Source organism: Stenotrophomonas sp. Pemsol, assembly GCF_003586545.1.
GTDB classification, from domain to species: domain Bacteria; phylum Pseudomonadota; class Gammaproteobacteria; order Xanthomonadales; family Xanthomonadaceae; genus Stenotrophomonas; species Stenotrophomonas sepilia.
Genome location: NZ_CP025780.1, coordinates 1445078 through 1467496, shown reverse-complemented (window position 1 = coordinate 1467496; position 22419 = coordinate 1445078). Strand labels below are relative to the sequence as shown.

Genomic DNA, 22419 nt, shown 5'->3' with positions numbered 1-22419 from the left:
CGGGAGGGACCATTGGGTTTAATCGAAGGTGGTGAAACCGCGCCTCAGTGCGAAACCGGGACTACGGAGCCTTCAGAGGATACCTGAAAGCGTGCCACGTTGGCTCGCTGGTAGGGGGTCAGATCGACGATAGCGCCGTTCTGCTGAACCTGGACCGCCGAGGCGTTGCCCAGGGTCACCCGGGTCACCTGGCCCGGCGTGAAGCTGCGGGTCTCGCCGGACTTGATCAGTGCCTTCTCGACGGTGCTGCCGTCCGGGCCGCCGATGTCGACCCAGCTGTCGCCGCTGAACTGCATTTCCAGCGCATTGCCGGCAGCCGGGGCCGGCGCCGGGCGCGGCACCGGGGCCAGCGAGGCGACGTAAGGGGTGGCCGCCGGCTTGCTGGCCGGGGACGTGGTCGCTTCGGCCGGGGCGGCCATCTCGCTGCCGGCTGCGGACGGCGTGACCGGCACGGCGGCCGGGATCACGTCCAGCGAGGCGGTGCTCGGCGACGGGGTCGCGCTGCCGTCGAAGTGGCCACGGGTGGCGAACCACACCGGCACCGCCAGCACGGCGGTGATGCCGACATACAGCACGCGCCGACCGAGGTTCTCGGCAATGCGGCGCGCACGGGGGGTATGGGTATGGCTGACCAGGGTGGGCGGAACCACCGGGCCGACCTGGGCCTGTTCCAGCAGCTCGCCCACGTCCACGTCGAGCAGGCGCGCATAGCTGCGCAGCTGGCCGCGCACGAACACCGGCGCCCCCAGCTTCTGCCATTGTTCCTCTTCCAGCGACTTGACCACCTGGACCGGCATGCGCAGGCGCGAGCCGACATCTTCGAGGGTCAGTCCGGCCGCTTCACGGGCCTGGCGCAGGCGGGTGCCGCAGCCGGCCGCAGTCTCGAGAGCGCTCACAGTCTGGTCATCAATCACAATGCATCAACCCTGGAGTTAGGAGCCCGCTTCCTGCGGAAATTCCTGTCGAATCCGCTGCAGATAACGATCAGATGCCGCCCGATCGCCCAGCTTCACTTCGATTTGAGACGCAAGTTGTAACACGGAACGCGTTGCGGGTGCAGCCGCAATCCTACGTTCGGCGAACGCCCGGGCCTCCATGTAGCGGCCCTGGCGGAAGCTCAGCTGGGCCATCGACTCCAGCGCAACCGGGTTGGCCGGCGCCGCGACGAGTGCCGCGCGCAGGTCGCGCTCGGCACGTTCGAGCTGCCCAGCGTCCAGTGCGCAGCTACCGGCATTGGCCTGCGCTTCGCCCGGGGTGGCATAGCCCGGCGCCTGCAGCGCCCGGTCGAACCAGACCAGCGATTCGGCCGGCTGGCCCTGCTGGCACAACCAGGCACCGTAGTTGTTGAGCACGTCCCCGCGCTGCGGCGCCAGCTCGGCGGCCTTGCGGAAATTCTCGCCCGCCTGGCGGGTGCGGCCACGACGGTCATCGATGCCGGCCTGCAGCACCAGCGCATCGGGCGCCTCGGGCGCCAGCTTCAGCGCTTCGCGCACCTTGCGCTCGGCGGCGTCGAGATTGCCGACCTGCAGGTCACGGGTCGCCAGGGTCAACAGGTCGCGCCAGCGCACTTCGCGCCGCACGCTTTCCGGGTCAGCCACCGAATAGACCGGCGCCTGGCTCGGCCCGAGCTTGGCCTTGGGATGGGATTTGCAGCCGCCGACCGCAACGGCCAGCATGCCTGCGAACAGAACCAGCCAGAGGCGGTCAGGCCGCGGCATCGCTCCCCTTCCCCGCCTGCAGCGTCTTGTTGAACTCCGCCTGGCGGCGGGTGCGGTCCATCACCTGGCCCTTGAGCTGGCCACAGGCGGCGTCGATGTCGTCGCCACGGGTGCGGCGGACCATGGTCAGCACGTTGCTGTCGAGCAGGATCTTCTGGAAGGCACGGATGTGCGCTTCTTCCGAACGCTCGTAGCGGGTGCCCGGGAACGGGTTGAACGGGATCAGGTTGACCTTGCCCGAATCCTTGGCCTGCACCGCGTTGTCGAACTGGCGCATCAGGCGGGCCAGCTCCCGGGCATGCTCGGGCTTGTCGTTGATGCCCTTCATCAGGGTGTATTCAAAGGTGACCGACTCGCGGCGCTTGTTGGCGCGCAGGTAGCGTGCGCACGAGGCCATCAGCTCGGCGATCGGGTACTTCTTGTTGAGCGGCACCAGCGTCTCGCGCAGTGCGTCGTTCGGCGCATGCAGCGACACCGCCAGCGACACGTCGCTTTCGGCAGACAGGCGGTCGATCTGCGGCACCAGGCCAGAGGTCGACAGGGTCACGCGCTTGTTGGCCAGGCCGTAGCCCAGGTCGTCGCGCATCACGCTCATGGCGCGCACGACGTTGTCGAAATTCATCAGCGGCTCGCCCATGCCCATCATCACCACGTTGGTGAGGCGGCGCATCTGGTGCGGCACGTTGCCCAGGTGGCGTGCGGCAACCCACACCTGGCCGATGATCTCGGCGGTGGTCAGGTTGCGGTTGAAGCCCTGGGTAGCGGTGGAGCAGAACGTGCAGTTCAGGCCGCAACCGACCTGCGAGGACACGCACAGCGTGCCGCGGGTCTTGTCCGGGATGTACACGGTCTCGATGGCGTTCTTGCCATCCACGCCCATTGCCAGCAGCCACTTGTGGGTACCGTCGGCGGAGGGCTTGTCGAACACGATGTTGGGAACCAGCACCTCGGCATGGGCCTGCAGCTTGGCGCGCAGGACCTTGCCGAGGTCGGTCATTTCATCGAAATCGGTGACGTAGCGATGGTGGATCCACTTCATCACCTGATGGGCGCGGAACTTCTTTTCGCCGAGAACCTCGACGAAAAACTTCTCCAGGCCCGCGCGATCAAGGTCGAGCAGGTTCTGCTTGCCAGCCGTGGGCGCCGACTTCGGCAGCGGCTGGATGGCGGGGGACTGTACGACCTCGTTCACGGCATTACTCTCAGCGCGAGACGACTTCGGTGGCGGCGAAGAAGTAGGCGATCTCAATCGCGGCATTCTCGACCGAGTCCGAGCCGTGGGCGGCGTTGGCATCGATGGATTCGGCGAAGTCGGCGCGGATGGTGCCCGGCGCGGCTTCCTTCGGGTTGGTGGCGCCCAGCAGGTCGCGGTGGGCCAGGACGGCATTCTCGCCTTCCAGGGCCTGGATCATCACCGGGCCGGAGATCATGAACTCGACCAGCGCGTTGAAGAACGGACGCTCGCGGTGCACGGCGTAGAAGCCTTCGGCTTCACGACGGGACAGCTGCTTGTACTTGGCGGCCACGACCTTCAGGCCGGCCTTCTCGAAGCGGGCGTAGATTTCGCCGATGACGTTCTTGGCAACGGCGTCCGGCTTGATGATCGAAAGGGTGCGCTCCAGCGCCATGGGATGTCTCCAATGGAATCGGGCCGCTGATGGCCCGAAGGGTAACATGAAAAAAACCCGCGTCGGGACGCGGGCTTAGCCTGATAAACGTAGGCGAATTGTAAAAGATAAAGCCGCGGGGTGGTAGAGGGCCGTCGGCCGACAAACCCTTACGGCAGGGGTCAGATCCCCGCAGGGGCTCTGACCCCATCTCGGGCCCAGCATCGGGGTCGGAGCCCCTGCGGGGATCCGACCCCTACCCCATTCACCCAGCTGAGCGGATTCTGACCGTCCGAGCCATTTTTGCTGCACTGCAAAATGCCATACGCTACCGTCTGGTCCTAGTATCAAACAATCGTTTGATTAAGGTCCGCCCGCCGATGGCCAAACCCGCCCACTTCTCGACCAAGGACCGGATCCTCGGCGCGGCCGAGGAGCTGTTCGCCCAGCACGGCTTCGCCGGCACCTCGCTGCGCCAGGTGACCAGCCAGGCCGATGTCAACATCGCTGCGGTCAACTACCACTTCGGCTCCAAGGAAAACCTGGTCAACGAGGTGTTCCGCCGCCGCATGGACGAGATGACCGGCGCCCGCCTGTCACAGCTCGAACGTGCCCGCGCCGAGCACCCGGGCGAACTGCGCCCGGTGCTGGCCGCCTTCGTCGAGCCGGCGCTGGCGCTGGCCCAGGACCGCCAGAACGGCGGCGCCTTCGTGCGCGTGATCGCCCGCGCCTACGCCGAGAAGAACGACAACCTGCGCAAGTTCCTGTCCGACCACTACGGCCACGTGCTGCGTGCGTTCGGCAAGGCCATCGGCGAGTGCGTGCCGGACCTGAGCAAGGAAGAGCTGTACTGGCGCCTGGACTTCCTGGCCGGCTCGCTCACCTATGCCATGGCCGATTTCGGGCTGATCAAGCGTCCCGCCGGTGTCACCGAAGCGGCGCATCGTGCCCATGCCGCCCACGAACTGATCCATTTCGCCGAAGCCGGGTTCCGCGCCGCCGCACGCGCCAGCGCCCTGCCCGCTTCCGTTTGATTCCACCCAGTAACTGCTGACCAACAAAGGCCCTACACCATGTCCAATTCCCTGCTAGTCCGCCGCGCCGCCGTGCTGGGTGCCGGCGTCATGGGTGCCCAGATCGCCGCCCACCTCACCAACGCTGGCGTCGACACCGTGCTGTTCGACCTGCCTGCCAAGGAAGGTCCGGCCGACGGCATCGTGCTGAAGGCGATCGCCAACCTGGGCAAGCTGAGCCCGGCGCCGCTGGCCAGCAAGTCGCTGGCCGAAGCCATCACCCCGGCCAACTACGACTCCGGCCTGGAGCAGCTGAAGGACTGCGACCTGATCATCGAGGCCATCGCCGAGCGCATGGACTGGAAGCAGGACCTGTACAAGAAGATCGCCCCGTTCGTGGCCGACCACGCGGTGCTGGCCTCCAACACCTCGGGCCTGGGCATCAACAAGCTCGCCGACGTGCTGCCCGAACAGCTGCGGCACCGCTTCTGCGGCGTGCACTTCTTCAACCCGCCGCGCTACATGCACCTGGCCGAGCTGATCCCGGCCACCACCACCGACGACGCCGTGCTGGAAGGCCTGGAAGCTTTCCTGGTCACCACCCTGGGCAAGGGCGTGGTGTACGCCAAGGACACCCCGAACTTCATCGGCAACCGCATCGGCGTGTTCTCGATCCTGTCGACCATCCACCACACCCAGCAGTTCGGCCTGGGCTTCGACGAAGTGGACGGCCTGACCGGCCCGCTGGTCGGCCGCCCGAAGTCGGCCACCTACCGCACCTCCGACGTGGTCGGCCTGGACACCATGGCCCACGTCATCAAGACCATGGGCGACACCCTGCCGAACGACCCGTGGCATGAGTTCTTCAAGTCGCCGAAGTGGCTGGACGCGCTGATTTCCAAGGGCGCACTGGGCCAGAAGACCGGCGCCGGCATCTTCCGCAAGGTCGGCAAGGACATCGTCGTGCTGGACCTGGAGAAGCAGGACTACCGCCCGGCCGACCGCACCGCCGCCCCGGAAGTGGTCGAGATCCTGAAGATCAAGAACCCGGCCGAGAAGTTCGCCAAGCTGCGCGACAGCCAGCACCCGCAGGCGCAGTTCCTGTGGGCGACTTTCCGTGACCTGTTCCACTACAGCGCCTACCACTTGGCCGACATCGCCGAGACCGCGCGCGACGTCGACCTGGCCATCCGCTGGGGCTACGGCTGGTCGCTGGGCCCGTTCGAGACCTGGCAGGCCGCCGGCTGGAAGCAGGTCGCGCAGTGGATCGCCGATGACATCGTGGCCGGCAAGAGCATGAGCAACGCACCGCTGCCGGACTGGGTGTTCGATGGCCGCGATGGCGTGCACGCCGCCGAAGGCAGCTACAGCCCGTCGCGCAACGCCAAGCTGCCGCGCTCGTCGCTGCCGGTGTACCAGCGCCAGCGCTTCCCGGATCCGCTGTTGGGCGAGAAGTTCGCGCCGGGCGAGACCGTGTTCGAGAACGACGGCCTGCGCATGTGGCACGACGGTGATGGCATTGCCGTGGTCAGCTTCAAGACCAAGATGAACACCGTGTCCGACCAGGTGCTGGACGGCCTGCAGGAATGCGTCAGCCGCGCCGAGAAGGACTTCCAGGGCCTGGTGATCTGGCAGCAGAAGGAGCCCTTCTCTGCCGGTGCCGATCTGGCCGGTGCACTGGGCCTGCTGCAGGCCGGCAAGGTCGAACAGTTCGAAGAAATGGTTGCCAACTTCCAGCGCACCAGCCAGCGCATCAAGTACTCGCTGGTGCCGGTGGTTGCCGCCGTGCGTGGCCTGGCGCTGGGTGGTGGCTGCGAGTTCCAGATGCACAGCGCCAAGACCGTGGCCTTCCTGGAAAGCTACATCGGCCTGGTCGAGGCCGGTGTCGGCCTGCTGCCGGCCGGTGGCGGCCTGAAGGAACTGGCGGTGCGCGCCTCGCAGGCCGCAGGCCCGGGTGGCGACGTGTTCGCCGAACTGAAGAAGACCTTCGAGACCGTGGCGATGGCCAAGGTCTCCAACTCGGCGGTCAACGCCAAGGAACTGGGCCTGCTGCGCAGCACCGACAAGGTGGTGTTCAACAGCTACGAGGCCCTGCACATCGCCAAGGCCGAAGCACGCGCCCTGGCCGAAGCGGGCTACCGTCCGCCGCTGCCGGCACGCCGCATCCAGGTCGCCGGTGACGTGGGCATCGCCACCTTCAAGATGATGCTGGTCAACATGCTGGAAGGCCGCTTCATCAGCCCGTACGACTACGAGATTGCTGAGCGCATCGCCACCGTGCTGTGCGGCGGCAAGGTCGACCGCGGCACCCTGGTGGACGAAGAGTGGCTGCTGACCCTGGAGCGCAAGCACTTCGTCGAACTGGCCCAGCAGGAAAAGACCCAGGCCCGCATCGCGCACATGCTGAAGACCGGCAAGCCGCTGCGGAACTGACGGAAGACATCGGTAGTGCCGGCCGCTGGCCGGCAACCTCTTCCAATCCCTATTCAAGAGATCATTGCAATGACCAAGCAAATCCAGGACGCCTACATCGTCGCCGCCACCCGTACCCCGGTTGGCAAGGCGCCCAAGGGCATGTTCCGCAACACCCGCCCCGACGACATGCTTGCGCACGTGCTGCGCAGCGTCGTCGCCCAGGCCCCGGGCGTGGACGTCAACCGCATCGATGACGCCATCATCGGCTGCGCCATGCCGGAAGCCGAGCAGGGCATGAACGTGGCGCGCATCGGCGTGCTGCTGGCCGGTCTGCCGAACACCATCGCCGCGCAGACCGTGAACCGCTTCTGCTCCTCCGGCCTGCAGGCCGTGGCGCAGGCCGCCGATGCGATCCGCCTGGGCAACGCCGACCTGATGCTGGCCGGCGGTACCGAGTCGATGTCGATGGTGCCGATGATGGGCAACAAGATCGCCATGGCACCGAGCGTGTTCGACAATGACCACGTCGCCATCGCCTACGGCATGGGCATCACCGCCGAGAAGGTGGCCGAAGAGTGGAAGGTCTCGCGCGAAGACCAGGACGCGTTCGCCCTGGCCTCGCATCAGAAGGCCATGGCCGCGATCCAGAACGACGAGTTCAAGGGCGAAATCAGCCCGTACGAGATCGTCTCGCACCTGCCGGACCTGGCCGACGGCCAGCGCATCATCACCCGCAACAAGGTGGCCGACACCGACGAAGGCCCGCGCCCGGACTCCTCCGCTGAAGGCCTGGCCAAGCTGCGCCCGGTATTCCGCAACGGCCAGTTCGGCGGCACCGTCACCGCCGGCAACTCGTCGCAGATGAGCGATGGCGCCGGTGCCGTGCTGCTGGCCTCGGAGCAGGCGATCAAGGATTACGGCCTGACCCCGCTGGCGCGTTTCGTCAGCTTCTCGGTGGCCGGCGTGCGCCCGGAAGTGATGGGCATCGGCCCGATCGCCGCGATCCCGAAGGCCCTGAAGCAGGCCGGCCTGACCCAGGACCAGCTGGACTGGATTGAACTGAACGAAGCCTTCGCCGCGCAGTCGCTAGCGGTGATCCGTGATTGCGGCCTGGACCCGAGCAAGGTCAACCCGCTGGGCGGCGCCATTGCCCTGGGCCATCCGCTGGGCGCGACCGGCGCGATCCGTACCGCCACGCTGCTGCACGGCCTGCGTCGTCGCCAGCAGAAGTACGGCATGGTGACGATGTGCATCGGCACCGGCATGGGCGCGGCGGGTATTTTCGAGGCGCTGTAAGGTTCAAGGCGTTGCCTCGTTGGGCTTCATGGCGTGGGTCGGGTTGGCAGGGCTGCCCGGGACACGCCGTGAACCCTTCCATGGGGGCTCGATGGCGCCATCCATGGCGCCAACGGTCCCGGGCAGCCCTGCCAACCCGGCCCTTCCAGCCTCCCCGCGGCGGAGGGATGAGCAAAGGCAGGGTCAAAGGCCGGGGTCAGATCCTTTTGCTGCGCAAAGGGATCTGACCCCAACAAGCAAAAAAGGCAGCCATTGGCTGCCTTTTTTGCTTGTTGCTCTCGCCTTTGATTCCGCCCTTCCCGTCCGCGCCCGCAGGAAACTGTCGAGAGGGGGCGGATGGCCCTCTCCAAAACCGTTGGCGCCATGGATGGCGCCATCGAGCACCATGGAAGGGCTTTGGCGTGTTTTGGAGAGGGCCATCCGCCCCCTCCCCCATGTATCAATCAAAGCGCTGACGGAGCGCTTGATAGAACCCTTATTCCGCCAGCATCGCCGCCAGCTTCTCCCGCGCCGGGCCGGCCAGCTTCGGGTTGTCCAGCGCGAAGCGGATCGTCGCCTCCACCAGACCCAGGTGCGTACCGCAGTCGAAGCGGGTACCCTCGAAACGATAAGCATCGACTTCTTCGGTCTTCAGCAGCTCGGCAATCGCATCGGTCAGCTGGATCTCGCCGCCGGCACCGGTCTGGGTCTGTTCCAGCAGTTCGAAGATCTTCGGGCTCAGCACGTAGCGGCCGACCACCGCCAGGTCACTCGGCGCGTCCTCCGGCTTCGGCTTCTCGACGATCTGCGAAATGCGGCCCTTGCGGCCATCGAACGCCTCAGTGGCGACGATGCCGTAGCTGGCGGTCTTTTCGTGCGGCACGTCTTCGACCGCAATCACGCTGGCACCGCTGGCCTCATTGAGGTCGGCCATCTGCTTCAGCGCACCGGCACCGCGATTCCAGATCAGATCGTCGGGCAGCAGCACCGCGAACGGCTCGTCACCGATCACAGCCTTGGCACACAGCACTGCGTGCCCCAGGCCCAGCGCCTCGGCCTGGGTCACGAAGATCGCGCGCACGCCGTTGGGCAGCACATGCCGGATCAGCTCCAGCTGCTCCTGCTTGCCGGCGCGCTCGAGCTTCTGCTCCAGCTCGTAGGCCTTGTCGAAATAATCGGCAACCGCGTGCTTGTAGCGGTTGGTGATGAACACCAGCGTGTCGCAGCCGGCTTCGATGGCTTCATCAACAGCGTACTGGATCAGCGGCCGATCAATGATCGGCAGCATCTCCTTCGGCACAGTCTTGGTTGCTGGCAAAAAACGCGTTCCCAGTCCTGCCACCGGGAAAACTGCCTTGCGAATTCGCTTGCTCATTGGTGCCTGTTCGCCTCACGTGCCGGAAAGGGCACGACTTTAGCGGATGAAATGTAAGCATCCTGTTCGATTGGCGAGAATTCCGGCATCGTCGCAAACAGGATTTCCTGGATGCTGGCAGTGTCGTAGCTGGCAATCGCCTCACGCAGGCGCGGAACGTTGCCCAGCACCAGGTCGCGCGAGAACGTACGCACGCCGGCCTCGAGAATCTTCGGGTGCGCGGTCGAACGGTAGTCTTCGTCCGAATAGAACAGGGTCTCGTGCAGCTTCTCGCCCGGGCGCAGGCCGGTATAGATGATCTGGATGTCCTTGTACGGCTGCTTGCCGGTCAAACGGATCATCTGTTCGGCCAGCACGCGGATCGGCACTGGCTCGCCCATGTCCAGAGTGTAGATCGCACCATGCGACGCCGACGCCGCCGCCTGCAGGATCAGCTGGCAGGCCTCGGGGATGGTCATGAAGTAACGGCTGACTTCCGGGTCGGTGACCGTGACCGGACCACCGCGCAGGATCTGCTCGCGGAACAGCGGCACCACGCTGCCGGCCGACGCCAGCACGTTGCCGAAGCGCACCGTGACGAAGCGGGTATGCGTGGACTTCTGGTCCAGGCACTGGCAGATCATCTCGGCGTAGCGCTTGCTCGCGCCCAGCGCGTTGACCGGGTCGACCGCCTTGTCCGTGGAAATGAACACGAAATGCTCCACGCGGGCTTCCAGGCACGCGCGGGCGACGTTCTCGGTCGCCAGGATGTTGTTGCGCACCGCTTCGCGCAGCTGGCGCTCCAGCACCGGCACGTGCTTGTAGGCGGCGGCATGGAAGGCGGTATCGACCGGGTGCAGCGACAGCGCGTGGCGGATCACCGCCGGGTCACCGCAGTCGCCCAGCACCGCCTCGATCTCGACATCGGGGAAGCTGCGCCGCAGCTCGCCTTCGATGGTCAGCAACAGCAGCTCGCTGATCTCCAGCAGGATGATGCGACCGGCACCATGCCGCGCGCACTGGCGGCACAGCTCCGAGCCGATCGAACCACCGGCGCCGGTAACCATCACAGTGCGCCCACCCAACCAGCCGCGGATCAGGTTCCAGTCCGGCATGATCGGCTTGCGGCCCAGCAGGTCTTCGATCGCCACTTCCTTCAGCTGGCCTGGCAGCGACTGGCCCTGCAGGATGTCGCTGAGCTTGGGCACGGTACGGAACGGAACGCCGGTGCTTTCGCAGATCGCGACAACGCGCTGCATGCCTGCGGCGTCCAGTGACGGCATGGCAATGACCAGCAGCTTGGCAGCGGTCTCGCGGACCACCGTCGGGGCGTCATCCAGGGTGCCGAGGATCGGCAGGCCCTGCAGCTTGGCACCCCGCAGGTGCGGTGCATCGTCGAGCAGGCCGACCGGCTCGAAGTTGCCAGAACGACGCAGGTCGCGCACCAGTGTTTCCGCCGCCTGGCCGGCACCGAGGATCAGCACGCGGCGGGCGCTGGAATCGGACTGCAGTGCCTGGTAATCCTTCCAGGCCCGGTACAGCAGGCGCGGTGCGCCCAGCAGGGCCGACAGCGCGAACGGATAGATCACCAGCACCGACATCGGCACGCCGTCGAAGCGCTTCCACATCAGCACCAGAACGATGGCGACCATGCCGATGAAGCTGGCCTTGAAGATGTTCAGCAGGTCGCTGACGCTGGCGAACCGCCACAGCCCGCGATACAGGCCCACGCGCCAGAACACCAGGCCCTGCAGCAGCAGGACCAGGGTGGTATCGACGTTCCACAGGGGCAGCGCCGGAGCGTTGGGCAGGATCGAGTAACGCCCTGCATGGAGCAACTGCCAGCATGCCCAGACCATGAAGAGGTCGTGGCAGACAATGGCCGAACGCGGCATCAGGCCGAGGATTCTGTCCCGCCAGGGTGAAGCCATAAGTCAGGTATTTCCTTGTCGGTAGCGCATTCCATTGCGCAGGAGGAGCCAGAGGACGCTCAGCGCGGTGAACCACGCGATCGCCACGGCAGCCTCCCACCTCGGCTGCAAATTGGAGCAGACATTGAACACTGTAATACTGAACAGGCCCAAAGCAAAGTACATCCCTGTCACCTGGGGGTGACTGGCTCCTGCCTGCACCGCGCGCTGGTAGACGTGCTGGGTATGGGGTTCCATCCAGCGTTGTCCCGAAATGATGCGCGCCAGCAGTGTGAAGCCCGCGTCCACGAGGAACGGCGAAACCGGGACCAGCAGCAGGATCCAGTTGATATCGGTACGCACGCTGGCGAGCGCCAGCACCGCTGCGACCGCGTACCCCAACGCGCCGCTTCCGACATCGCCCATGAAGATCCGGGCCCGAGGGAAGTTGAACGGCAGGAATCCAAGGCAGGCCAGGCCCAGGGCCACGGCAGCCAGCGAGTACGGCCACGGCAGCACCGGCGCCAGCCCCAGCATCGCCACGACGGCCTGGCTGGCGGCAATGCCGTTGATGCCATCCATGAAATTCCAGATGTTGATCAGTGAGGCGGTGAACAGCAGCACCAGCGCCGCCAACAGCCAGCTGCCGCCATTCACCTTCACCAGGCCGGCCAGCAGCGTCGCGGCGATGAAATGCACCAGCAGGCGACGCATCGCTGGCAGGGGCTTGTGGTCGTCCCACCAGCCGATACCGGCCACAAGCACCAGCCCAAGGCTGGCCACCAGTACTGTCGGCGTGCTCTCGGGCCAGGCCCAGATGGCCACGGCTGCAGTCACCAGCAGGCTGATGACGATGGCGATGCCGCCACCGCGCGGCGTAGCGACGCTATGGCTGCGGCGTTCGCCGGGCTGGTCCATCAACTGCTGGCGCAGCGCATAGCCGCGTGCCGCCCAGGTCAGCACCGCACTCAGCAGGGCGAGCGCCAGCAGCGCGCCCATCACAAGCCAGGGCATGGATCAGAGCACCGCGTAGTTCAGCAGCGGCTTGACCGTCCCCCACTCCTTGCAGCTCGGACACTGCCAGTGGTGGGTACGCGCCCCGAAGCCGCAGCGGGTGCAGCGATAGGCCGGGTTGCGCACCAGCAACTGGTCAGTGATGTGCTTGAGGTCATGCAGGGTGGCTGTGGAATCGGCGCCCTCGGCCAGGGTGAGGTCGATCAGCGCGGACTCGCCACGCACCGACGGGCGATCCTTCAGCTGGCGGCCGAGGTAGGCACGCGCCGGGGCCACGCCTTCCTGCTCTTCCATCAACCGGGTCAGCGCCAGCACCGGGGCAATGCCACGGTAATGCTCTGTCATCTCCGACAGGAACGCGCGCGCACCTGCCAGATCGCCCACCTTGCGATAGTTCTGCATCAACGCCGGCAGCAGTTCCGGCAGGTATTCGGGGTCGTTGCGCGCGGCGCGCTCGAAGGCGCGCACGGCGGCCTCAGGATTGCCCGCGTCGGTTTCCAACCGGCCCTCGATGATGCCGGCGCGCACCGACATCGCATCGGCCTGGTAGGCACGGGCGATCGCTGCCCTCGCCTCTTCCAGCTTGCCGGCGCCACGGAATCGCTCGGCCAGTTCGCACTCGAACTGCCCGATCAGCTTGCCCATCGGCTCGCCGGTGACATCCTCGAACCGGGTGGCGTTGTCGATGGCCTTTTCCCAATCGCGCTCGGCCTGGTAGATGCCGATCAGGTGCTTGAGCGCCTGCGGTGCGCGCTGATCCAGCTGGGCCAGCTCGGTGAACACGGTCTCGGCACGATCCAGCAGGCCGGACTTCATGTAGTCCTCGCCCAGGGCCAGCAGGGCCTGCACGCGCTGTGCGTCACTCAGGTCATGGCGATTGACCAGGCCCTGGTGCAGGCGGATGGCGCGGTCGACCTCGCCACGACGGCGGAACAGATGGCCCAGCGCGACCTGGGTCTCGAAGGTTTCCTTGTCCAGCTCGGCGATGTGCAGGAACAGCTCGATGGCCTTGTCCGGCTGCTCGTTGAGCAGGTAGTTCAGGCCACGGAAATAGGTGCTCGACAGGCGGCTGACCTGGCTGTCACCGTGGCGTTGGCCACCACGCCGCCCGATCACCCAGCCGGCCAGTGCGGCCAGCGGTACGAACAGGAAGAACCAGAACCACTCGGTGACGAAATCCATCTTCGATCAACGTCCATCAAAAGATTGGGGGGAAGCAACCGGTGCCGGCGAAGCGGCAGCGGACTTGTTGGCGCGACGCAGTTGGCCGTAGAGCGGAATGACCACGCTCACCAGCACCAGGCCAGCACCGACGATGACGCCGATCAGCAATGCGGCAATGATTGCCACGCCGACCGAGGTCTTCAGTTGGGTGAAAACAAGGTTGATGGTCATCTCGTCCATGTTCATGGCACCGATGATCAACCCAAGAATGAGTACCGCCAGCAGGACCAGCAGACGAAAAACCTTCATGCGACAGCTCCAGTGGCAGGAGTCCGTAGCTTATCCGACTCGCGGCTGGATTCGCACGCGGTGGCGCGACGGCAGGCTCAGGCCGGATCGGCGTCCAGCGGCAGCACACTGCTGACCCGCTCGCGCAGTTCCTTGCCCGGCTTGAAATGGGGGACATGCTTGCCCGGCAGGGCAACCGATTCGCCGGTCTTCGGGTTGCGACCCAGGCGCGGCGGACGATAGTGCAGCGAGAAGCTGCCAAATCCACGGATTTCGATGCGATCCCCGGCGGACAGCGATCCGCCCATCATTTCCAGCAACGACTTCACCGCCAGATCGACATCATCGGCCTTCAGGTGCGCCTGGCGGCGCGCAAGGATTTCGATCAGTTCGGATTTGGTCATTACCGGCTCACATCAGGGGCATCTCAGCCTGAAACGGCCCGGGCAATGCCCGGGCCGTCCAGGAAACAACGAACAGCCTAAGGCCGATTACTCGGACTTGTTGCCGTTCAGCTGTGCACGCAGCAGCGCGCCCAGCTGGGTGGTGCCGCTGGAAGCCGAAGAGGACTGGTATTCCTCCAGCACTTCGCGCATTTCAGCGTCGTCCTTGGCCTTGATCGACAGCTGCAGGGTACGGCCCTTGCGGTCCATGCCCACGAACTTGGCTTCGACCTTGTCGCCGACCTTCAGGTGCTGGGTGGCGTCGTCAACGCGCTCGTTGGCGATGTCGCGGGCCGAGACGTAACCTTCGATGCCGTCAGCCAGCTCGATGATCGCGCCCTTGGCGTCGACTTCCTTCACCACGCCTTCGACCTTGGAACCCTTCGGATTGGCAGCCATGTACTGGCCGAACGGATCCTGCTCCAGCTGCTTCACGCCCAGGGAGATGCGCTCGCGCTCCGGATCGACGGCCAGGACGACGGCGTCCAGAGTATCGCCCTTCTTGAAGTTGCGAACGACGTCTTCGCCGGTGGTGTTCCAGCTGATGTCGGACAGGTGGACCAGGCCGTCGATGCCGCCGTCCAGGCCGATGAAGATGCCGAAGTCGGTGATCGACTTGATCTGGCCCGACACCTTGTCACCCTTCTTGTGGGTGGCAGCGAAGGTTTCCCACGGATTGGCGGCAACCTGCTTCATGCCCAGCGAGATGCGGCGACGCTCTTCATCGACGTCCAGCACCATCACTTCGACTTCATCACCCACCTGGACAACCTTGGACGGGTTGACGTTCTTGTTGGTCCAATCCATCTCGGAGACGTGCACCAGGCCTTCGACGCCCGGCTCGATCTCAACGAACGCACCGTAATCGGTGACGTTGGAAACCTTGCCGAAGACGCGGCTGTTGGCCGGGTAACGACGGCCGATGTTGTCCCACGGATCCTCGCCCAGCTGCTTCAGGCCCAGCGAAACGCGGTTGCGCTCGCGGTCGAACTTCAGCACGCGGACGTCCAGCTCGTCGCCGACGTTCACGACTTCCGACGGGTGACGCACGCGCTTCCACGCCATGTCGGTGATGTGCAGCAGGCCGTCGATACCGCCCAGGTCCACGAACGCGCCGTAATCGGTCAGGTTCTTGACGACACCCTTCAGGATCGCGCCTTCCTGCAGCTTGTCCATCAGCTGCTCGCGCTCTTCCGAGTGCTCGCTTTCGACGACAGCGCGGCGCGAGACCACGACGTTGTTACGCTTGCGGTCCAGCTTGATGAGCTTGAACTCGAGTTCCTTGCCTTCCAGGTAGGCCGGATCGCGCACCGGGCGCACATCGACCAGGGAACCCGGCAGGAAGGCGCGGACATCCTTGATGTCCACGGTGAAACCACCCTTGACCTTGCCGCTGATGCGGCCGGTGATGGTTTCGTTCTTTTCCAACGCTTCTTCCAGCTCGTCCCACACCATCGCGCGCTTGGCCTTCTCGCGCGACAGGACGGTTTCGCCGAAGCCGTTCTCGATCGAGTCGAGGGCGACCTTGACGATATCGCCTTCGGCGACGTCGATTTCGCCAGCGTCGTTACGGAACTGTTCGATCGGCACGATGCCTTCGGACTTCAGGCCAGCGTTGATCACCACGACGTCGCCGCGGACTTCAACAACGGTACCGCTGACGATGGCGCCCGGCTTCAGCTTGGCCAGGTTGGCCTGGCTGGCTTCAAACAGTTCGGCAAATGATTCGGTCATTAGATTTACTCTGTTGGACACATGGGTCGGTGGCGTCCCCTTCAGGGGAATGGCGACCGCCCGCCTGTTGGTCGACCCCGGAAACGCAGGTCGTGTGTAGTAAGAAAACCGCCACGCATCATTGCGCGACGGAGCGGGTACAGCACTGCTTTGCGCGACCACTGCCGATGCGACTGGCAGTGCTCCCGCGCGAACGGATCAGGCAGCCGGAACCGGAAGCAGATCCATCACTCGGGCAACGACATCATCGATGCCGATGCCTGTGGTGTCGATGAGGACAGCATCGTCTGCCGGCTTCAGGGGCGCCACGGTACGCTGAGCATCACGGGCGTCGCGGGCCATGATCTCGCGCAGGAGGTCATCAAAGTTAACAGAAACCCCCTTGTCTTTCAACTGCTTATGCCGGCGCTCTGCGCGCTCCTCGGCACTGGCGGTCAGGAAGACCTTGTAGGGGGCGTCCGGAAAGATCACCGTGCCCATGTCGCGGCCGTCGGCGACCAGGCCCGGCAGCTCCCTGAATGCGCGCTGGCGCTCCTTCAGGGCGGCCCGGACCTCCGGGATGGCGGCAATGGCCGAGGCCAGCGCCCCGGTGGTCTCCAGGCGCAGCTCGTCGGTGGCATCGGTGCCGTTGACCATGACCCGCATGGCATCGCCCTGCTCGACAAACTGAACGTGGGTGTCGAAGGTGCAGCGGACCAGCGCGGAGGCGTCGGAGGTGTCGATGTCGGCCCAGCTTGCGGCCACGCCCACCGCCCGGTACAGCGCACCCGAATCCAGGTAATGCCAGCCCATCCTGCGCGCGATGATGCGGCTGATGGTACCCTTGCCGGCCCCGGATGGGCCGTCGATGGTCAGGACGGGAGCGAGTGGATTCATGGGGGTCCCAGAGCGTGTGAAGAGGCCATTCTAGCCCCTGCCAGACGCCCCCAGCGGGATCTTTTGTGCAACCACTTGAAACCACGAGGAAAAGCCCGGTAGAATGGCGGGCTTGAACGAGCGTCAACTGCCGATTGTCTTTCGCATATCGCGGCCACGCTCCACCCGAACAACTACTGTTTACGCCGAGGTATGCCATGAAAGTCCTGTCCTCCCTGAAGTCGGCGAAGGCCCGTCACCGTGACTGCAAGGTCGTGCGTCGTCGTGGCAAGATCTTCGTCATCTGCAAGTCGAACCCGCGTTTCAAGGCGCGTCAGCGCTAAGCCTCACAGCCTTCCGGCTGCGGCTGGCCCTACGCGGGGCCGACCCGATGCAAGAAACCGCCTTCGGGCGGTTTTTTGTTTATGCGGCTTTTTCCTGCCGTTTTTGCTGTAATCGCCTTTCTTGACCACTGGGGAGTAGATCGAGATGAAGCGTTACCTGTCCGCCCTGGCCGTGATGGCCACCCTGGCCGCCGCCACACCGGCACTGGCCGATACCCTGCTTGTCGACCGTGCCCGCGAGAAGCCGGCCGGTGCCCTGCCCGTGCGCGGCCAGAGCATGCAGCAGGTGCAGGCGCAGTTCGGCGCGCCAAGCGAACAACTGCAGCCGCGTGGCGGGCAGAAGCGGCAATGGCCGACCATCAACCGCTGGGTGTACCCGCAGTTCACCGTCTACTTCGAGAAGCAGAAGGTGATCGACGTGGTGGCCAACCAGGCGGACCCGAACGAAATCGGCCCGAAACCACCGATCCGTTGATCCCTTTACCCGCCCTGGGCGGGCCTGTGTAGCGAGACCATGAACCAGACCCTTCGTTTTCCTGCCGAGTGGGAAGCCCAGAGCGGCGTCCTGATTGCCTGGCCTACCGCCGACACCGACTGGGCCGACCGCCTGGGCCAGGTGGAAGAGACCTACATCGCCCTGGTCGCGGCCATCACCCGCTTCCAGCCGGTGCTGATCTGCGTGGCCGACGACGATGTGGAGACCTATGCCGAAATGCGGCTGCGCTCCAACCGCATCGACATGGACAAGGTCCACTTCACCACGGCCGCCTACGACGATACCTGGCTGCGCGACTCCGGCCCGATCACCCTGCGCCGCGCCGACGGCGGTTTCCAGCTGCTGGACTTCCGATTCACTGGCTGGGGCGGCAAGTTCGACGCCACCCTGGATGACCAGCTGGTGGGTGTGCTCGACCAGGCTGGCGTGTTCAACGACGCCCCGGTACGCAGCATTCCGTTCGCGTTGGAAGGCGGTGGCATCGAGACCGACGGCGAAGGCACCCTGCTGACCACCTGGAAGTGCCTGCACGAACGCCACCCGGACCGCGACCGCGCCAGCCTGAGCGCCGACCTGGCCGACTGGCTGCAGCAGGACCGCGTGCTGTGGCTGGACCACGGCTACCTGGAAGGCGACGACACCGACGCCCACATCGATACCCTCGCCCGCTTCGCCTCCGCTGACAGCATCGTCTATCAGGCCTGCGACGACGAGAGCGATTCGCACTACGCCGAGCTGCAGGCGATGGGCAACGAGCTGGCCGCGCTGCGCACCAAGGACGGCCAGCCGTATCGCCTGTTCCCGCTGCCGTGGGCGCGGCCGGTGATCGACGAAGGCCGCCGTCTTGCTGCGTCGTACGCCAACTACCTGATCGTCAACGGCGCGGTGCTGATGCCGGCCTATGGCGACCCGGCCGACGACCTGGCCCGTGATGTGCTGGCCCAGGCGCATCCGGGTCGCGAGATCGTGCAGGTGCCTTGCCGCTCGCTGATCTGGCAGAACGGCAGCCTGCACTGCATCACCATGCAGCTGCCGGCCGGGTTGTTGAAGGTCTGAGAAAAGGGAGTGCCGGCCGCTGGCCGGCAACCAGGCAATGCCTGACGGATTGATGGGGATGCCGGCCAGCGGCCGGCACGACCATCACCCATTCAGCGCGCAACACGCCGTCGCCGCCCATCCGCGCTAACATGCAGGTTTTCCCCCGCAGGAACGCCCCGCATGAACTCGCGCAGCCCCCTTACCGTCGCCCTGATCCAGGAGCGCAACCACGGTGATGCCGCCGCCAACCTGGCGGTGATCGAAGCACGCGTGGCCGAGGCGGCTGCGCAGGGTGCCAAGCTGGTGCTGCTGCAGGAACTGCACAACGGCCCGTATTTCTGCCAGCACGAATCGGTGGACGAATTCGACCTGGCCGAATCCATTCCGGGCCCGAGCACCGAGCGCCTGGGCGCACTGGCGAAGAAGCATGGCGTGGTGCTGGTCGGCTCGCTGTTCGAGCGCCGCGCTGCCGGCCTGTACCACAACACCGCCGTGGTGTTTGAAAAGGACGGCAGCCTGCTCGGCAAGTACCGCAAGATGCACATCCCGGACGACCCGGGCTTCTACGAGAAGTTCTACTTCACCCCGGGCGACATCGGCTTCAAGCCGATCGATACTTCGGTGGGCCGCCTGGGCGTGCTGGTGTGCTGGGACCAGTGGTACCCGGAAGCGGCACGCCTGATGGCACTGGCCGGCGCCGAGCTGCTGCTGTACCCGACCGCGATCGGCTGGGACCCGGACGACGTGCAGGACGAGAAGACCCGCCAGCGCGACGCCTGGGTGCTGAGCCACCGTGGCCACGCCGTGGCCAACGGCCTGCCGGTGCTGAGCTGCAACCGCGTCGGCCACGAGGCCTCGCCGCTGGGCGCGTCGGGCATCCAGTTCTGGGGCAACAGCCACGTGCTCGGCCCGCAGGGCGAGTTCCTGGCCGAGGCCGGCACCGAGGCCACCGTGCTGCTGTGCGACGTCGACCTGCAGCGCAGCGAGCATGTGCGCCGCATCTGGCCGTTCCTGCGTGATCGCCGCATCGATGCATACGGCGACCTGCTCAAGCGCTACATCGACTGAGCCGGAGCCCGCGCATGGCCGTCCTCATCCGTGATGCCGGCCCGGCCGACATCGACGCGATCACCGCCATCTACGCGGTGGAAGTGACCGATTTCGTCAACACCTACGAGTACGATATCCCGGACGCGACCGAGATGCTGCGCCGCATGCGCGACATCATTGATCGTGGCTTCCCCTACCTGGTCGCCGAGATCGACGGCCAGGTGGCTGGCTATGCCTATGCCAACACCTATCGCACCCGCATTGCCTACCAGTGGACCGTGGAGAACTCGGTCTACGTCGATGCCGCGTTCCAGGGCAAGGGTGTCGGCACCGGCCTGCTGCAGGCCTTGATCGACGCCTGCGTGGCACGTGGCTACCGGCAGATGGTGGCGGTGATCGGCGAACCGACCAACACCGCCTCGATCAAGCTGCACGAACGCTTCGGCTTCGAGCTGGTGGGCGTGTTCCGTGGCCTCGGCCGCAAGCATGGCCGCTGGCTGGACACCGTACAGATGCAGCGCGCGCTCGGCGATGGCGCCGACACCGCACCCTCCAATGAATGAACCCATGACCGAAACCCTTCCCGAGACCGGCGACGACCTGTTCGCCGGCCAGCCGGTGCGCGTCGTCGAACGCGACGGCGTGCGCTACACCCTGCTGGGCACCGCCCACGTCTCCCGCGCCAGCGTCGAGGCCGTTGAAAAAGCCATCGACAGCGGCCGCTTCGATGCCGTTGCCGTCGAGCTGGACCCGCAGCGCCTGCAGGCGCTGAGCGACCCCGACACGCTCGCCAAGCTCGACCTGGTCGAGGTGATCCGCAAGGGCCGCGTCGCCCTGTTCGCCGCCAACCTCGCTCTGTCCGCCTATCAGCGCCGCCTGGCCGAGCAACTCGACATCGAGCCCGGCGCCGAGCTGAAACGTGCGGTGGAACTCGCCCGCGAACGCAACCTGCCGGTGCACCTGATCGACCGCGAGGTTGGCCTGACCTTCCGCCGCGCGTCGCAACGGCTGGGCTTCTTCGGCAAGCTGAAGCTGGTTGCCGGCCTCGGCGCCGGCCTGTTCTCGTCCGAGGAAGTGGGCGAGAACGAGATCGAGAAGCTCAAACAGGGCGACATGCTGGAATCGAGCTTCGGTGAGTTCGCCAGCGAGAGCCCGGCGCTGTACGAAACCATCATCGGCGAGCGCGACCGCTACATGGCCACCCGCCTGCGCGAAGAACACGACCCGCGCCAGCGCGAAGTGCTGGCAGTGGTCGGAGCCGGCCACCTGGCGGGTCTGGCACGCCACCTGGAAACCGACACCGAGGCACCGGCGCCGCTGCGCGCCGAGCTGGAGGCGGTGCCGAAGAAGCGCAACATCCCGTGGTTCACGCTGGGCATCCTGGCGATCGTGGCGACCGGCATCGGCGTAGGCTTCTACCGCGGCGGCCTGGGCGTAGGCACCGAGCTGCTGGCAACCTGGGCGATGTATACCGGCGGCCTGGCCGGCCTGGGCTGCCTGCTGGCCGGTGGTCACCCGCTGAGCATCCTCACCGCGATCGCGGTAGCCCCGTTCAAGCCGTTCCGCCTGAGCATCCCGACCGGCGCCTTCTCGGCACTGGTGGAAGCGCGTGTGCGCAAGCCAGCCTACGAGGACTTCCTGAAGCTGCGCGACGATGCGCAGAGCCTGAAGGGCTGGTACCGCAATCGCGTTACCCGCGTGGTGCTGACCTTCATGCTGACCAACATCGGCAGCATGCTTGGCCTGTGGCTGACCACGTTCAAGGTGTGGGGAAAGGTGGCGGGATGACGTCCCAGCGCTCGTGCCTATACTCAGCGTTTTAGGAAGGAACACTCCAATGGATGCATACGATGCGCTGATGCGCGATGGTTTCGTGGTGGTGCGCCAGGCCATCGCACCCGCGCTGGTCCAGGACATCAACGCGCGCATCGCGCGCTTCAAGCAGCGCAATCCAAAGGCGGTGTCGCGCAACCTGGACGAACACAAGCGCATGTATCGGGTCGTCAACCTGCACCTGGCGGTGGATGCGATGACCCGCCTGCTCACTGACAACCCGGCCATCGACGTCTGCGACCGGTTCCTCGGCGAACCGACCACGCTCTACACCAGCCTCTACTACGAGCGCGGATCGGAACAGTCTTTGCATCGCGATACGCCAGTGTTCTGCACCTCTCCGGGCGAGCGCTACATGGGAGTGTGGACCGCACTGGATGCGGTTGATGAAAGCAATGGCCCCCTTCGCGTGGTTCCGGGCAGCCACCTGTTGCCGCCGATTGACGTGCAGGCGCTGCGACGCACTGTCTTCGGCGACGGCCCGATCAGCGCCATGTCGCCGGAAGGCTGGACCGCCTATCAGGATGCGGTGGCGCGTCAATGCGAAGACGCTGGCCTGAAGCCGCAGTCGGTGCACGTGCAGCCTGGCGATGTGATCGTCTGGCACCCGCAGCTGTTCCACGGCGGCGCGCCACATCCCTCTGCCGGAACGCGTCGCAGCGTGGTCATGCACGTAACGCCGAAGTCGATGCCGGTGGGCCACATGGATGTTTTCTACGGGCAAACTCCTCCGCTGTCCAAAGCACCGTGGCGCTATTACCGGCGTGGCCAGCGTGAGATCGCACGGTTCGGGCAGGTGGATTTCGGTCACGAGTACACGCGCCGGACCTGGTTCCTGCGCAAGGCCTGACCCAAGCCGAAAAAAGGG

General features: G+C 65.6%; 22 protein-coding genes. 10 read left to right on the top strand and 12 right to left on the bottom strand.

Features of this window, described 5'->3' with window-relative positions; all coding sequences use genetic code 11:
• Positions 1-44 precede the first annotated feature (44 nt).
• The 4 genes from PEM_RS06840 to ndk are packed head-to-tail and all read right to left on the bottom strand — an operon-like array spanning position 45 to position 3346.
• Complete coding sequence (locus tag PEM_RS06840; RefSeq protein ID WP_111129446.1) at positions 45-914, bottom strand: RodZ domain-containing protein; 870 nt, start codon at positions 912-914, stop codon at positions 45-47.
• 18 nt (positions 915-932) lie between these two features.
• Positions 933-1718, bottom strand: coding sequence for a type IV pilus biogenesis/stability protein PilW (gene pilW / locus PEM_RS06835; protein WP_005416239.1), 786 nt, complete (start codon positions 1716-1718; stop codon positions 933-935).
• The gene (gene rlmN, locus PEM_RS06830; RefSeq protein ID WP_005409296.1) at positions 1705-2910 is read right to left on the bottom strand and encodes a 23S rRNA (adenine(2503)-C(2))-methyltransferase RlmN; all 1206 of its coding nucleotides are present in this window, start codon (positions 2908-2910) and stop codon (positions 1705-1707) included. Before rlmN ends, pilW begins: the two co-directional genes overlap by 14 nt.
• Before the next feature lie 10 nt (positions 2911-2920).
• Positions 2921-3346 carry a nucleoside-diphosphate kinase gene (ndk, locus tag PEM_RS06825; RefSeq protein ID WP_005409295.1) on the bottom strand — a complete coding sequence of 142 codons (426 nt, stop codon included), beginning with the start codon at positions 3344-3346 and terminating at the stop codon, positions 2921-2923.
• 359 nt (positions 3347-3705) lie between these two features.
• Between ndk and PEM_RS06820 the strand changes: the two genes are divergently transcribed.
• The 3 genes from PEM_RS06820 to PEM_RS06810 all read left to right on the top strand — a co-directional run bounded on the left by PEM_RS06820 (position 3706) and on the right by PEM_RS06810 (position 8049).
• Positions 3706-4359 carry a TetR family transcriptional regulator gene (locus PEM_RS06820; RefSeq protein ID WP_005416238.1) on the top strand — a complete coding sequence of 218 codons (654 nt, stop codon included), beginning with the start codon at positions 3706-3708 and terminating at the stop codon, positions 4357-4359.
• A gap of 39 nt (positions 4360-4398) precedes the next feature.
• The gene (locus PEM_RS06815) at positions 4399-6771 is read left to right on the top strand and encodes a 3-hydroxyacyl-CoA dehydrogenase/enoyl-CoA hydratase family protein (protein WP_111129448.1); all 2373 of its coding nucleotides are present in this window, start codon (positions 4399-4401) and stop codon (positions 6769-6771) included.
• A gap of 69 nt (positions 6772-6840) precedes the next feature.
• Positions 6841-8049 (top strand): acetyl-CoA C-acyltransferase, encoded by a 1209-nt coding sequence (locus PEM_RS06810; protein WP_111129450.1) that lies wholly within the window; start codon positions 6841-6843, stop codon positions 8047-8049.
• A 475-nt stretch (positions 8050-8524) separates the two neighbouring features.
• Here PEM_RS06810 and galU read toward each other — a convergent pair whose 3' ends face one another.
• The 8 genes from galU to cmk all read right to left on the bottom strand — a co-directional run bounded on the left by galU (position 8525) and on the right by cmk (position 16811).
• Complete coding sequence (galU, locus tag PEM_RS06805; RefSeq protein WP_032954121.1) at positions 8525-9403, bottom strand: UTP--glucose-1-phosphate uridylyltransferase GalU; 879 nt, start codon at positions 9401-9403, stop codon at positions 8525-8527.
• Complete coding sequence (locus PEM_RS06800) at positions 9400-11313, bottom strand: nucleoside-diphosphate sugar epimerase/dehydratase (protein ID WP_061477906.1); 1914 nt, start codon at positions 11311-11313, stop codon at positions 9400-9402. The genes galU and PEM_RS06800 overlap by 4 nt, the downstream gene beginning before the upstream one ends.
• Before the next feature lie 3 nt (positions 11314-11316).
• The gene (locus PEM_RS06795; protein WP_032954119.1) at positions 11317-12306 is read right to left on the bottom strand and encodes a glycosyltransferase family 4 protein; all 990 of its coding nucleotides are present in this window, start codon (positions 12304-12306) and stop codon (positions 11317-11319) included.
• A gap of 3 nt (positions 12307-12309) precedes the next feature.
• Positions 12310-13488: a lipopolysaccharide assembly protein LapB gene (lapB, locus tag PEM_RS06790; protein WP_005416232.1), complete on the bottom strand. Its 1179-nt coding sequence runs from the start codon at positions 13486-13488 to the stop codon at positions 12310-12312.
• A gap of 6 nt (positions 13489-13494) precedes the next feature.
• Positions 13495-13779, bottom strand: a complete 285-nt coding sequence (locus PEM_RS06785; RefSeq protein WP_061477908.1) for a LapA family protein — start codon at positions 13777-13779, stop codon at positions 13495-13497.
• A gap of 77 nt (positions 13780-13856) precedes the next feature.
• Positions 13857-14162 (bottom strand): integration host factor subunit beta, encoded by a 306-nt coding sequence (locus tag PEM_RS06780; protein ID WP_005409286.1) that lies wholly within the window; start codon positions 14160-14162, stop codon positions 13857-13859.
• Between the two features lie 87 nt (positions 14163-14249).
• Positions 14250-15935, bottom strand: coding sequence for a 30S ribosomal protein S1 (gene rpsA, locus PEM_RS06775; RefSeq protein WP_005416230.1), 1686 nt, complete (start codon positions 15933-15935; stop codon positions 14250-14252).
• 198 nt (positions 15936-16133) lie between these two features.
• Positions 16134-16811 (bottom strand): (d)CMP kinase, encoded by a 678-nt coding sequence (gene cmk, locus PEM_RS06770; RefSeq protein ID WP_049411481.1) that lies wholly within the window; start codon positions 16809-16811, stop codon positions 16134-16136.
• 197 nt (positions 16812-17008) lie between these two features.
• Here cmk and ykgO point away from each other — a divergent pair, with 197 nt between their 5' ends.
• The 7 genes from ykgO (at position 17009) to PEM_RS06735 (ending at position 22401) form a co-directional block, all read left to right on the top strand.
• Positions 17009-17134 (top strand): type B 50S ribosomal protein L36, encoded by a 126-nt coding sequence (gene ykgO, locus PEM_RS06765; RefSeq protein ID WP_005409283.1) that lies wholly within the window; start codon positions 17009-17011, stop codon positions 17132-17134.
• A 145-nt stretch (positions 17135-17279) separates the two neighbouring features.
• Positions 17280-17609 (top strand): hypothetical protein, encoded by a 330-nt coding sequence (locus PEM_RS06760; RefSeq protein WP_005416228.1) that lies wholly within the window; start codon positions 17280-17282, stop codon positions 17607-17609.
• A gap of 39 nt (positions 17610-17648) precedes the next feature.
• A complete protein-coding gene (locus tag PEM_RS06755) occupies positions 17649-18686 on the top strand; it encodes an agmatine deiminase family protein (protein ID WP_005416227.1) in 1038 nt (345 codons plus the stop codon).
• 162 nt (positions 18687-18848) lie between these two features.
• Positions 18849-19736, top strand: coding sequence for a carbon-nitrogen hydrolase (locus tag PEM_RS06750; protein ID WP_005416226.1), 888 nt, complete (start codon positions 18849-18851; stop codon positions 19734-19736).
• A 14-nt stretch (positions 19737-19750) separates the two neighbouring features.
• Complete coding sequence (locus PEM_RS06745; protein ID WP_005416225.1) at positions 19751-20281, top strand: GNAT family N-acetyltransferase; 531 nt, start codon at positions 19751-19753, stop codon at positions 20279-20281.
• A complete protein-coding gene (locus PEM_RS06740) occupies positions 20274-21506 on the top strand; it encodes a TraB/GumN family protein (RefSeq protein WP_005416224.1) in 1233 nt (410 codons plus the stop codon). The genes PEM_RS06745 and PEM_RS06740 overlap by 8 nt, the downstream gene beginning before the upstream one ends.
• A 49-nt stretch (positions 21507-21555) precedes the next feature.
• Positions 21556-22401, top strand: coding sequence for a phytanoyl-CoA dioxygenase family protein (locus PEM_RS06735; protein WP_005416223.1), 846 nt, complete (start codon positions 21556-21558; stop codon positions 22399-22401).
• Positions 22402-22419: the final 18 nt, after the last annotated feature.